This is a genomic window from Pseudomonas sp. FGI182 (assembly GCF_000511325.1).
In the GTDB taxonomy this organism is placed as follows: Bacteria; Pseudomonadota; Gammaproteobacteria; order Pseudomonadales; family Pseudomonadaceae; genus Aquipseudomonas; species Aquipseudomonas putida_Z.
This window is the reverse complement of record NZ_CP007012.1, coordinates 5,717,893-5,728,989: the sequence shown is the minus strand read 5'-3', so window position 1 is coordinate 5,728,989 and position 11,097 is coordinate 5,717,893. Positions and strand designations below refer to the sequence as shown.

Sequence of the window (11,097 nt, the reverse complement as noted above, 5' to 3'; positions counted from 1 at the left end):
GGCCAACCTATCCCTCGGGATAATTGTCTGAAGGCGTACGCTGGCCTAGGCTGCCCGGGGCTGGGAAACGCCCATGCCCGCGCGAGGAAGCCATGATCCGAATAGGTAATGCCCAGGTGTCGCTGGAGCGGCGCGAAGCCTTTGTTGATGGCAAGCCGATCCTGTTGGGCGGGCGTGCCTTCGAGGTGCTGGCGACGCTGATCAAGGCCAAGGGCCGGGTGGTCGGCAAGGACGAGCTGTTCAGCCAGGTGTGGGCTGGCACGGTGGTGGAGGACAACAACCTCCAGGTGCAGGTGTCCTTGCTGCGCAAGGCCTTTGGTGACCGTGGCCTGATCCAGACCGTGCCGCGCCGGGGCTACCGCCTGGCCGCCGAGATCAGCCTCGAGGTGCCTGGCGAGGCGTTGGGCAAATCGCCGCTGTGCGCCGTGGCCGACACTGTCGAGTTGTTCGATGAGCACTTGAACGTGCCGGTGCTGGTGGTGGATGACGACCCGTCGGTGCGTACGGCGTTAGGCCGCCTGCTGCGCTCGCAGGACATTCCGCATCATTTGTTCGCCAGTGCCGAGGCGTTGTTCGAGGCCCGCCTGGAAACCCCCTATGCCTGCCTGTTGCTGGACATGCACCTGCCCGATACCAGCGGCCTGGAGGTACAAGACGCGCTGCGCCGGCTGGCGCTGCCCTGGCCGATCGTCTTCATGACCGGCTTCGGCACCATCCCGATGACCGTCCAGGCCATGCGTGCCGGGGCCGTGGAGTTTTTGACCAAACCGTTCGACGAAGACCAACTGCTGACACTGCTGCAGGCGGTGCGCACTAGTGCCGTGGCCGAAGGACGCAGGTGGCACCATGCGCGACAGGTCGAGGAAAAGTACCAGCGCCTGACCCAGCGCGAGCGCCAGGTGTTCTCGCTGGTGGTTGGCGGCCTGTCGCACAAGCAGATCGCCAAGCAGATCGGCACCAGCGAGGTGACGACCAAGGTGCACAAGAAGAACATCATGAACAAGATGCAGTCCCGCTCGCTGCTGGAGCTGGTGGCCATGCACAACGTCATCGGGGCGCAGCCTGAGGGCCTGGGCGGCGCATGAGCAGAGCGGTGTGCATCGTCGACGACGATGCGTCGGTGCGCAAAAGCCTGGCCAACCTGCTGCGTTCGGCAGGTTTCGAGACCTTGTCTTTTGCTGCAGGGGACCTGTTCCTGGCCTCGGCACTGGCGCGGCAAGCGGGATGTGTGCTGCTCGACCTGAGGATGCCTGGAATGAGCGGGCTGGCGGTGCAGCGCGAACTGGCCCGGCTGGAGTGGCGTTTGCCGGTGATCTGCATGTCGGCGCATTGGGATGAAGGGGCGGTGCGGGCGGCGATGGCGCTTGGGGCGCTGGTCTGCCTGGGCAAGCCATTTTCTGAAGAGGTGCTGCTGAAGGTGGTTGAAGATGCTTTGTTGGGCAGCCAGTGATGCCTGTGTCGGCCCTTTCGCGGGCTTGCCCGCTCCCACAGGGATCTCCACAACCCTTGAAACTGTGGTGTCTCTTGTGGGAGCGGCCTTGTGTCGCGATGGGCTGCAAGGCAGCCCCGGCAATCTAACTGCTCCCCGGCCGGTACTGCAGGGCCTCGGCCAGATGCGCCCGGCCAATTGCCTGGCTACCTTCCAGATCCGCCAGGGTCCGCGCCACCTTCAGTAACCGGTGAGCCGCACGTAACGACAGGGTCAGCCGTTCACAGGCGCCCTCCAGCCAGGCCTGGTCCGCCGCGGCCAAGCCACAATGGCGGCGCAACCCCTCAAGGTCGAGAAATGCATTCGCACACCCTTGCCGCCGCTGTTGCAGTTCACGTGCCTCGGCTACCTTGGCCGCCACATCGGCACTGGTCTCACCGCAGGGCCGGTTGTTCAGCGTGGTGCTCTCCCGGGCCACGGTCAGGTGCAGGTCGATACGGTCCAGCAACGGCCCGGACAGCTTGTTGCGATACCGCGCGATCTGCTCGGTACTGCAGCGGCAGCGGCCAGTGGGGTCGCCTAGGTAGCCGCAAGGGCAGGGGTTCATTGCCGCCACCAGCTGGAAACGTGCGGGGAAGCGCACCTTGTCGCGGGCCCGGGCAATCACGATCTCGCCCGACTCCAGCGGCTCGCGCAACACTTCCAGCACACGCCGCTCGAATTCCGGCAGCTCGTCCAGAAACAGCACGCCATGGTGGGCGAGGGTGATTTCGCCCGGTTGCGGCCGGCTGCTGCCGCCGACCAGCGCCGGGCCGGAGGCGGAGTGGTGCGGATGGCGGAAGGGCCGCTGCGGCCAGCTGCTCAGTGGCGTATGGCCGCTGACCGACTGGATCGCCGCCACTTCCAGTGCCTCGTGCTCGTCCAGCGGTGGCAGCAGCCCTGGCAGGCGGCTGGCGAGCAAGGTCTTGCCGGTACCGGGAGGCCCGGTGAACAGCAGGTTATGTGCCCCGGCCGCCGCTAGCAGCAGTGCACGCTTGGCAGCCAGTTGGCCCTGCACCTCGCTCAGGTCCGGGTACGGGCGTTGCTGCAGGATCAGGCCGTTGGCCGCATACGGCGGTAACGGCACCTGGCCGTTCAGGTGGGCGACCAGCTCCAGCAGGTGCCCCACCGCATACACCACCAGCCCGCCTGCCAGGCTGGCCTCCTCGGCATTCTCCCGTGGCACCACCAGCGCCCGCCCTGCTTCGCGTGCCGCCAGTGCCGCGGGCAGCACGCCCTGCACCGGGCGCAACTTGCCAGATAGCGCCAGTTCGCCCAGGCATTCGACCTCGGCAAGGGTGGCCATTGGTACCTGGCCATCGGCGGCGAGGATACCCAGGGCAATGGCCAGGTCATAGCGCCCGCCATCCTTGGGCAGGTCGGCGGGGGCGAGGTTCTGGGTGATGCGCCGCTGCGGATAGTTCAAACCGGAGTTGACGATGGCGCTGCGTACCCGGTCCTTGCTCTCTTTGACCGTGGTTTCCGGCAGACCGACCAGAGTGAGATGGGGCAAGCCGTTGGCCAGGTGGGTTTCGACGCTGACCGCCGGTGCCTGCACGCCCACCTGGGCGCGGCTGTGGACGAGGGCTAGGGACATGGACGCTCCGTTGTCGCTGAAAAGGGCCGCTTCCTGCGGCTTTGCAAGCATAGCCAGCGCGGCCCGGGCCGGAGCTACAAGTGTGCGTCGTGGTTTTTCAGGCTAGGGCGTTACCCTGTATTTTCATGCCCTTGCGCATTCATTCATCCTGCGGGGCTGGATTCAGCCGTGCTTCCAGCTCGGCTACCTGTTTTTCCAGGGCCTCGAGGCGTGCGCGGGTGCGCGCCAGGACGACCATCTGGCTGTCGAATTCTTCGCGGCTGACCAGGTCCAGCTTGCTGAAGGCACCTTGCATCAGCACCTTGAACTGGCTTTCCAGTTCGGCGCGGGGCTGGGCGGTATCGCTGCTGAACAGGCGCGAGGCCTGGTCGCTCAGGGCATCGAGAAGGGCTTTGGGCGCGAGCATGGGGCTGTCCACTGATACTGGGAAATGGCCGGCAGTGTAGCACGCACACATGCGCATCTGATCCGGTCGCGGGCTTGTGTAGGAGCGGCCTTGTGTCGCGAAAGGGCCGCACAGCGGCCCCAGCGATATCAGTATCCTGGCACAAATCGTGGGGGCACTTCGCACCCCTATCGCGACACAAGGCCGCTCCTACAGAAAGCAGCGCACCTCTGAAACTGCACATTTTTCGAGCAATGCGCCAGGTCGGGATGCACCGAAATTGTGCATGTTACGCATGCTGGCGACTGGCCAATCCCGACTGATTCACATAACTCGCTGTTTTCCCGTGCTTTGACGGAACTGGCAAGGATTCTGCAAAGACCACTGCGAGCCATGCACTGATGCAGTTCCTTGTGACCAGGCAGTGCGCACGCGGAGCCGGATGCCGACGACGCGTTACAAAGCCAAGCGCTGCGCTTAGACTTGAGACGGGTTTGTTTTCCTGGGGCAAGTCCACCAAATCGGGAGAGAGTTTCATGAAGCTAGTCACAGCCATCATCAAGCCGTTCAAGCTGGACGACGTGCGCGAGTCGCTGTCGGAAATCGGCGTGCAGGGCATCACCGTCACCGAAGTCAAAGGCTTCGGTCGGCAGAAGGGCCATACCGAGCTGTATCGCGGTGCTGAATACGTGGTCGATTTCCTGCCCAAGGTGAAGATCGATGTCGCCATCGATGACAAGGACCTTGATCGGGTAATCGAAGCCATCACCAAGGCAGCCAACACCGGCAAGATCGGTGACGGCAAGATTTTCGTGGTGAATCTGGAGCAGGCGATCCGTATCCGTACCGGCGAAACCGATACCGACGCGATCTAAGCAGCAACAAAGCCTCACCAAACCCAACGCCCCAGGAGAAAACAACATGACTCTGCGTAAGATCGCAGGGCTAGGAGCCCTATTGTCCCTCGTAATGCCCGGGCTTGCCCTGGCAGAGGAAGCTGCCCCAGCGCTGAACTCCGGCGACACCGCCTGGATGCTGACCGCAACGGCGCTGGTGCTGTTCATGACCATTCCGGGCCTGGCCCTGTTCTATGGCGGCATGGTGCGTTCCAAGAACGTGCTGTCGGTGATGATGCAGTGCTTTGCAATCACTGGCCTGATGAGCATTCTCTGGGTCGTCTACGGCTACAGCATGGCCTTCGATACCACCGGTATGGAAAAGGGCGTGCTCAATTTCAATTCCTTCGTCGGCGGCTTCTCCAAGGCGTTCCTCAGCGGCGTCACGCCCTCGAACCTGACCTCGGCTGCCGCGCTGTTCCCTGAAGCGGTATTCATCACCTTCCAGATGACCTTCGCCATCATCACCCCGGCGCTGATCGTCGGTGCCTTCGCCGAGCGCATGAAGTTCTCCGCGATGCTGGTGTTCATGGGCATCTGGTTCACCCTGGTCTACGCGCCGATCGCGCACATGGTCTGGAGCGGTGACGGTGCACTGATGTGGGACTGGGGCGTGCTGGACTTTGCCGGCGGCACCGTGGTGCACATCAACGCCGGTATCGCGGGCCTGGTCTGCTGCCTGGTGCTGGGCAAGCGCAAGGGCTACCCGACCACCCCGATGGCCCCGCACAACCTGGGCTACACCCTGATGGGCGCGGCCATGCTGTGGATCGGCTGGTTCGGCTTCAACGCAGGCTCTGCCGCTGCCGCCAACGGTACCGCCGGCATGGCCATGCTGGTGACCCAGATTGCCACCGCCGCCGCGGCCCTGGGCTGGATGTTCGCCGAGTGGATCGGCCACGGTAAGCCGAGCGCCCTGGGCATCGCATCGGGCGTGGTCGCCGGCCTGGTCGCCATCACCCCGGCTGCCGGTACCGTAGGCCCGATGGGTGCCCTGGTGATCGGCCTGGTCTCGGGTGTGGTCTGCTACTTCTGCGCCACCAGCCTCAAGCGCAAGCTGGGCTATGACGACTCGCTGGATGCCTTCGGCGTGCACGGCATCGGCGGTATCATCGGCGCCATCCTCACCGGCGTGTTCGCAGCCCCGGCGCTGGGCGGCTTCGGTGCCGTCACCGACATCGGCATGCAGGTCTGGATCCAGGCCAAGGGCGTGATTTTCACCGTGGTCTACACCGCCATCGTCACCTACGTGATCCTCAAGGTGCTGGATGTAGTGATGGGCCTGCGGGTCAGCGAAGAAGAAGAGTCGGTCGGCCTCGACCTGGCTCAGCACAACGAGCGCGGCTACAACCTGTAACTGCGACGCGGTAAAAACTTGCCCGGCTTGCCGGGCATTTTTTTGCCAGATTTTTAGCATTTCCCGCACGGCAAACGGTTTATCCGACACGTTCGCGACGTAGGCGGAAATCTTACAAAACGCAGAGCATTCATGGTGCTTTGCTTTTTCTGCTGGCGCGCTAGAATGCGCGCCGAAGGGTGTTTGACGAGTAGTCCACACGCTTCGCCAGCCTTTGCTAGGCTTGCCATTAGCGTGTGGCCAGCAGGGGCTAAAGGATTTGTCAGGTCCTGCCAGGAGCAGGGCCTGCTGGGTGCCGCCTCCCATCAGGAGCGCCGACCCTAGGGCAGTGGCCTAACCCACGGCCAGTTGAATTTTCACTGGTGGCTGCCGGTCTACGGCTGCACTGGTCTATAACTAACCTGCTTTTCGCAAGTCATGAGGTAGAACATGAGCGACGACGATCTGGAAAATGATGACCTCGAAGTAGGCGACGAAGACGAGGGCGATGAAGGCCTCGAAGCGGCAGCTGATGACGGCGCCGAAGACGCTGGCGATGACGACAGCAGCCCGGCACCCGCTGCCAAGGGCAAATCCAAGGCCGCGGTCTCGGTAGACGAGATGCCGAGCATGGAAGCCAAGCAGAAGGAGCGTGACGCCCTGGCCAAGGCCATGGAAGAGTTCCTCGCTCGCGGCGGCAAGGTTCAGGAAGTCGAGGCCAATGTGGTCGCCGACCCGCCCAAGAAGCCGGACAACAAGTACGGCAGCCGCCCTATCTGAGTGGCTGATCGAAAAAAAGCCCGCCGTCGCTGCGGGCTTTTTTGTGCCTACTGTTCAGGCCAGGTTGACGCGGTCCCTGTAGGAGCGGCCTTGTGTCGCGAAAGGGCTGCGAAGCAGCCCCAGGGTTTTCGCGTAGATGCACGAATTGCTGGGGCTGCTTCGCAGCCCTTTCGCGACACAAGGCCGCTCCTACAACGGGCCGCGCAGGCTTCGAGGGCTGTGCAGTACCTGTCAGCGCCAGCGCGCGAGGATGTCGGGTAACTGCGACAGGCGCTGGATCTCGGCATCAGGCGCCTGTTCGCCTACCCACGCCTTGCCCTGCGGGTTGAACCACACCGCGCGCAGCCCGGCGCGCTGGGCGCCGGCGATGTCATCGCCCGGGTGGTCACCGATGTGCACCGCCGCGCTGGCCTCAACGGCACCGCGGCGCAGGGCTTCGAGGAACGGCGCCGGGTCCGGCTTGCCGATGCCGAGGTCCTCGGCACACAGGGCAAAGCGGAAATAGTCCGCCAGCCCCAGCCGGCTCACGTCGGCATTGCCGTTGGTGACCACGCCCAAGGTGTAGTGATGGCGCAGGATCTCCAGCACCGGCTGCACCTCCGGGAAGATCTCCACCTGGTGGCGGGCATGCAGGAATACTTCGAAACCTTCGTTGGCCAGCTCCTGCGCATGCTTTTCGCTGTAGCCGACTTCTTCCAGGGCATGGAACAGCACCCGTCGGCGCAGGGCGCTGATGCGGTGCTTCAGGCCGGGTTCAGCTTGCACCAGGCGCTCGCGAATGGCGAACAGGTGCTCCACCGGCACGCCGCCAAGGATTGGGGCGTTGGCTTCGAGCCAGTCGCGCAGCACGACTTCCGCGCTGGCAATCACCGGCGCGGTATCCCACAGGGTGTCGTCGAGGTCGAAGGTGATCAGCTTGATGCTCATGAGTCTGTGCCTTTGCTGCGTTTGGCCCGAGGGTGGGCGCTGTCGTACACCGCGGCCAGGTGCTGGAAGTCCAGGTGGGTATAGATCTGCGTGGTGCCGATGTCGGCATGGCCGAGCATCTCTTGCACTGCGCGCAGGTCCTGGGACGATTCCAGCACGTGGCTGGCGAAGGAATGGCGAAGCATGTGTGGGTGCAGGTGCTGGCCCAGCTCGCGCTCACCGGCTGCCTTCACCCGTTGCTGAACGGCCCGTGGGCTGATGCGGTTGCCCTGGCGGGTGATGAACACCGCGCGGTCGCGCGGGTTGCCGATGCCGCGCAGGCGGTACCAGGCCTGCAACGCTTCGCGGGCCTTGCGGCCGACCGGCAGCACGCGGGCCTTGCCGCCCTTGCCCAGCACCTGCACCAGGCCGGCGGCGAGGTCGAGGTGATCGAGGTCGAGGTTGGTCAGCTCGGACAGGCGCAGGCCCGACGAATAGAACAGTTCGAGGATGGCCTGGTCGCGACGGGCGATGAAGTCATCGTCGACACCGCCATCGAGCAGTTGCAGGGCGCGGTCGGTGTCCAGCACCTTGGGCAGCCGGCGTTCGCCCTTGGGCGCGCTCAGGCCGCTGGCCGGGTCGTGCTGGCACAGGCCTTCGCGGTTGAGATAGCGGTACAGGCCACGCACCGCCGACAGTAGCCGGGCCAGGCTGCGCGAGGACTGGCCGTGGTGGTGCTGGCGGGCGATCAGCTGGCGCAGCTGCTGGATCTGCAGCGCCTGCCAACCGGCAATGCCGTGCTCCTTGCAGTAGGCGACCACCTTGTCCAGGTCGCGACGGTAGCCCAGCAGGGTGTGCTCGGAAACCTGGCGCTCGTTGCGCAGGTGTGCGCAATAAGCCTCCAGCTGGCGTTCCATCAGCGTACCGGGCGCAGGGTCTGGGTAACGCGTGGCACAACGCGGCCAAGCACCTCGGCAATGTAGCCAAGGAACAAGGTGCCGACGCTGCTCTTGTAATGTTGCGGGTCGCGGCTGCCGATCGCCAGCACCCCGTGCAGGCCCTGGTACTCCAGGGCAGCCACGGCGCTGGAGCCCACTTCCCGGCGCTGTTCTTCACCGAACAGGAAGGCCAGCTCGTGCTCGCGCAGGTTGCCGCTGACCGTCTTGCCGCCGCCTAGCAGGGCACCGATGGCCTGCTGCGCTTCGGCGTTACTGACCCAGCGCCCGACCGGCGCGACGTTTTCGCCGAACAGGATCAGGCTGACGAAGGGCACCTGGAACTCCTGGCGCAGGCTGTCTTCGACCGCCATCACCACTTCTTCCAGGCTGCCGGCGTCGAGCAGGTCGAGGATCAGCCGGCGGGTCTTGTCGAACAGCCGGTCGTTGTCGCGGGCCACGTCCATCAGTTGCGACAGGCGGTGGCGCATCTCGATGTTGCGGTCGCGCAGCAGCTTGAGCTGGCGCTCCACCAGCGACACGCTGTCGCCACGCTGGTGCGGGATGCGCTGTTCGATCAGCAGCTCGTCGTGCTCGGCGAAGAAGGTGGGGTGGGCGCGCAGGTAGGCGACCACCGCTTCGGCATCGAGCTCGGCGGACTGCTGGGGTACAACCTGGGGCTGATCGGTCATGGCGGTTACTCGCTTAGAGACGAACCTGTCCTTCGTAGACGCGTACGGCTGGGCCAGTCATCAGCACGGGCTTGCCGGGGCCGGCCCATTCGATGTGCAGGCGGCCACCGGGCAGGTCGAGGGATACCGGGGAGTCCATCCAGCCCTGGCTGATCGCCGCCACGGCGGCGGCGCAGGCGCCGGTGCCGCAGGCCTGGGTTTCGCCCGCACCACGTTCCCACACCCGCAGGTTGGCGCGGTGGCGGTCGATGACCTGGAGGAAGCCGGCATTCACCCGCTGCGGGAAGCGTGGGTGGTTTTCGATCTTCGGGCCCAGCTGGTGCACAGGGGCGGTACGCACATCGTCGACACGCAGCACGGCATGCGGGTTACCCATGGACAGGGCGGCAATCGAATGCACTTGGCCGTCGACTTCCAGTGGGTAGTTCAGCGCCTGCTCGTCGGCGACGAAGGGGATTTCGGCAGGGGTGAAGCGCGGTGGGCCCATGTCGACACTGATCTGGCCGTCGTTCTGCACGTCCAGCTCGATGATGCCGCTCTTGGTTTCCACGCGGATGCGCTTTTTCGCGGTCAGGCGCTTGTCCAGCACGAAGCGGGCGAAGCAGCGCGCACCGTTGCCGCACTGCTCGACCTCGGAGCCGTCGGCATTGAAGATGCGGTAGCGGAAGTCCACCTCTGGGTTATTCGGCGCCTCGACGATCAGCAACTGGTCGAAGCCGATGCCGGTGTGGCGGTCACCCCATTGCTTGGCGTGCTTGGGCTGGATGTGCGCGTGCTGGCTGACCAGGTCGAGGACCATGAAGTCGTTGCCCAGCCCATGCATCTTGGTAAAACGCAGCAGCATGGGCTTACTCCGGCAGCAGGCTTTCGCCAGCGTACAATTCGGCGATGGTCTCGCGGCGGCGTACTTCGAAGGCCTGGTCGCCGTCGACCAGGATTTCAGCGCAACGGCCACGGGTGTTGTAGTTGGAGCTCATGACAAAACCATAGGCGCCCGCGGACTGTACGGCCAGCAGGTCACCTTCGGCCAGGTTCAGCACGCGGTCCTTGCCGAGGAAGTCGCCAGTCTCGCAGATCGGGCCGACCAGGTCGTAGGCACGGCCTTCGTCTGCGCGTGGCTTGACCGCGCTGACACCCATCCAGGCCTGGTACAGGGCCGGGCGGATCAGGTCGTTCATCGCCGCATCGATGATGGCGAAGTCCTTGTGCTCGGTGTGCTTGAGGTATTCCACGCGGGTCAGCAGGACGCCGGCGTTGGCCACGATGTAACGGCCCGGCTCGAACACCAGGGCCAGGTCGCGGTCGCCGACGCGCTCGCGGATCGCCTTGATGTAGTCGGCCACCAGCGGCGGCTCCTCATCGCGGTAACGCACGCCGACACCGCCACCCAGGTCCAGGTGGCGCAGGTGGATGCCGCACTCGGCCAGGCGGTCGACCAGCACCAGCAGGCGGTCGAGGGCATCGAGGAAAGGCTCGACGGTGGTCAGTTGCGAACCGATGTGGCAGTCGACACCGACCACTTCCAGGTTCGGCAGCTGCGCCGCGCGCATGTAGATGGCCTCGGCGTTGGCGATGGCGATGCCGAACTTGTTCTCTTTCAGGCCGGTGGAGATGTACGGGTGGGTGCCGGCGTCGACGTCCGGGTTGACCCGCAGCGAGACCGGGGCAACCTTGCCCATCTCGGCGGCCACCACTTGCAGGCGCTCCAGTTCGTCGGTGGATTCGACGTTGAAGCAGTGCACGCCGACTTCCAGGGCACGGCGCATGTCGTCGCGGGTCTTGCCGACGCCGGAGAACACCACGCGGTCGGCACGGCCGCCAGCGGCCAGCACGCGCTCCAGCTCACCGCCGGAGACGATGTCGAAGCCTGCGCCCAGGCGCGCCAGCACGTTCAGTACGCCGAGGTTGGAGTTGGCCTTGACCGCGAAGCACACCAGGTGCTCGGTGCCTTGCAGGGCGTCGGCGTAGCTACGGTACTGGGCCTCGATGTGGGCGCGCGAATACACGTAGGTCGGGGTGCCGTAGCGTTCGGCGATGGCCGACAGGCCCACGCCTTCCGCGAACAGCTCGCCGTCGCGGTAGTTGAAAGCGTTCATCTGGTT

General features: G+C 64.9%; 12 protein-coding genes. 5 read left to right on the top strand and 7 right to left on the bottom strand.

All coding sequences use genetic code 11. From position 1 onward, the window contains the following. Positions 1–92: 92 nt before the first annotated feature. The gene (locus C163_RS25230) at positions 93–1,085 is read left to right on the top strand and encodes a response regulator (protein ID WP_025341079.1); all 993 of its coding nucleotides are present in this window, start codon (positions 93–95) and stop codon (positions 1,083–1,085) included. Then, positions 1,082–1,450 (top strand): response regulator transcription factor, encoded by a 369-nt coding sequence (locus C163_RS25225; protein ID WP_075046733.1) that lies wholly within the window; start codon positions 1,082–1,084, stop codon positions 1,448–1,450. Before C163_RS25230 ends, C163_RS25225 begins: the two co-directional genes overlap by 4 nt. A 124-nt stretch (positions 1,451–1,574) precedes the next feature. Here the strand turns inward: C163_RS25225 and C163_RS25220 are convergent, their stop codons facing one another. Both C163_RS25220 and C163_RS25215 read right to left on the bottom strand, forming a co-directional pair. Then, positions 1,575–3,065, bottom strand: a complete 1,491-nt coding sequence (locus C163_RS25220; protein ID WP_025341077.1) for a YifB family Mg chelatase-like AAA ATPase — start codon at positions 3,063–3,065, stop codon at positions 1,575–1,577. A 139-nt stretch (positions 3,066–3,204) separates the two neighbouring features. Continuing rightward, complete coding sequence (locus C163_RS25215) at positions 3,205–3,471, bottom strand: accessory factor UbiK family protein (RefSeq protein WP_025341076.1); 267 nt, start codon at positions 3,469–3,471, stop codon at positions 3,205–3,207. Between the two features lie 515 nt (positions 3,472–3,986). Here C163_RS25215 and glnK point away from each other — a divergent pair. From glnK to sutA, 3 genes are all read left to right on the top strand, one after another. Continuing rightward, positions 3,987–4,325, top strand: a complete 339-nt coding sequence (gene glnK / locus C163_RS25210; RefSeq protein WP_002555808.1) for a P-II family nitrogen regulator — start codon at positions 3,987–3,989, stop codon at positions 4,323–4,325. Between the two features lie 46 nt (positions 4,326–4,371). Continuing rightward, positions 4,372–5,703: an ammonium transporter gene (locus C163_RS25205; RefSeq protein ID WP_025341075.1), complete on the top strand. Its 1,332-nt coding sequence runs from the start codon at positions 4,372–4,374 to the stop codon at positions 5,701–5,703. 429 nt (positions 5,704–6,132) lie between these two features. Beyond that, positions 6,133–6,462 (top strand): transcriptional regulator SutA, encoded by a 330-nt coding sequence (gene sutA, locus C163_RS25200; RefSeq protein WP_013974748.1) that lies wholly within the window; start codon positions 6,133–6,135, stop codon positions 6,460–6,462. Between the two features lie 231 nt (positions 6,463–6,693). Here sutA and C163_RS25195 read toward each other — a convergent pair whose 3' ends face one another. From C163_RS25195 to lysA, 5 genes are read right to left on the bottom strand one after another with little or no spacing between them, the layout of a single operon-like run. After that, positions 6,694–7,389 (bottom strand): HAD family hydrolase, encoded by a 696-nt coding sequence (locus C163_RS25195; protein ID WP_025341074.1) that lies wholly within the window; start codon positions 7,387–7,389, stop codon positions 6,694–6,696. Next, on the bottom strand, positions 7,386–8,285 hold the full coding sequence (gene xerC, locus C163_RS25190; RefSeq protein ID WP_025341073.1) for a tyrosine recombinase XerC: 900 nt from the start codon (positions 8,283–8,285) through the stop codon (positions 7,386–7,388). The genes C163_RS25195 and xerC overlap by 4 nt, the downstream gene beginning before the upstream one ends. Further along, positions 8,285–8,995, bottom strand: coding sequence for a DUF484 family protein (locus C163_RS25185; RefSeq protein WP_015272252.1), 711 nt, complete (start codon positions 8,993–8,995; stop codon positions 8,285–8,287). Before C163_RS25185 ends, xerC begins: the two co-directional genes overlap by 1 nt. Before the next feature lie 13 nt (positions 8,996–9,008). Then, positions 9,009–9,839 carry a diaminopimelate epimerase gene (gene dapF / locus C163_RS25180; RefSeq protein WP_025341072.1) on the bottom strand — a complete coding sequence of 277 codons (831 nt, stop codon included), beginning with the start codon at positions 9,837–9,839 and terminating at the stop codon, positions 9,009–9,011. A 4-nt stretch (positions 9,840–9,843) separates the two neighbouring features. After that, the gene (gene lysA, locus C163_RS25175) at positions 9,844–11,091 is read right to left on the bottom strand and encodes a diaminopimelate decarboxylase (RefSeq protein ID WP_025341071.1); all 1,248 of its coding nucleotides are present in this window, start codon (positions 11,089–11,091) and stop codon (positions 9,844–9,846) included. Positions 11,092–11,097 lie beyond the last annotated feature (6 nt).

What these genes read in the sequence shown, in the direction of transcription:
- C163_RS25195 (WP_025341074.1), bottom strand. Translation starts at nt 7,389, where the DNA reads ATGAGCATCAAGCTGATCACCTTCGACCTCGACGACACCCTGTGGGAT.
- glnK (WP_002555808.1), top strand. Translation starts at nt 3,987, where the DNA reads ATGAAGCTAGTCACAGCCATCATCAAGCCGTTCAAGCTGGACGACGTG.
- C163_RS25230 (WP_025341079.1), top strand. Translation starts at nt 93, where the DNA reads ATGATCCGAATAGGTAATGCCCAGGTGTCGCTGGAGCGGCGCGAAGCC.
- C163_RS25225 (WP_075046733.1), top strand. Translation starts at nt 1,082, where the DNA reads ATGAGCAGAGCGGTGTGCATCGTCGACGACGATGCGTCGGTGCGCAAA.
- xerC (WP_025341073.1), bottom strand. Translation starts at nt 8,285, where the DNA reads ATGGAACGCCAGCTGGAGGCTTATTGCGCACACCTGCGCAACGAGCGC.
- C163_RS25220 (WP_025341077.1), bottom strand. Translation starts at nt 3,065, where the DNA reads ATGTCCCTAGCCCTCGTCCACAGCCGCGCCCAGGTGGGCGTGCAGGCA.
- dapF (WP_025341072.1), bottom strand. Translation starts at nt 9,839, where the DNA reads ATGCTGCTGCGTTTTACCAAGATGCATGGGCTGGGCAACGACTTCATG.
- sutA (WP_013974748.1), top strand. Translation starts at nt 6,133, where the DNA reads ATGAGCGACGACGATCTGGAAAATGATGACCTCGAAGTAGGCGACGAA.
- C163_RS25215 (WP_025341076.1), bottom strand. Translation starts at nt 3,471, where the DNA reads ATGCTCGCGCCCAAAGCCCTTCTCGATGCCCTGAGCGACCAGGCCTCG.
- lysA (WP_025341071.1), bottom strand. Translation starts at nt 11,091, where the DNA reads ATGAACGCTTTCAACTACCGCGACGGCGAGCTGTTCGCGGAAGGCGTG.
- C163_RS25185 (WP_015272252.1), bottom strand. Translation starts at nt 8,995, where the DNA reads ATGACCGATCAGCCCCAGGTTGTACCCCAGCAGTCCGCCGAGCTCGAT.
- C163_RS25205 (WP_025341075.1), top strand. Translation starts at nt 4,372, where the DNA reads ATGACTCTGCGTAAGATCGCAGGGCTAGGAGCCCTATTGTCCCTCGTA.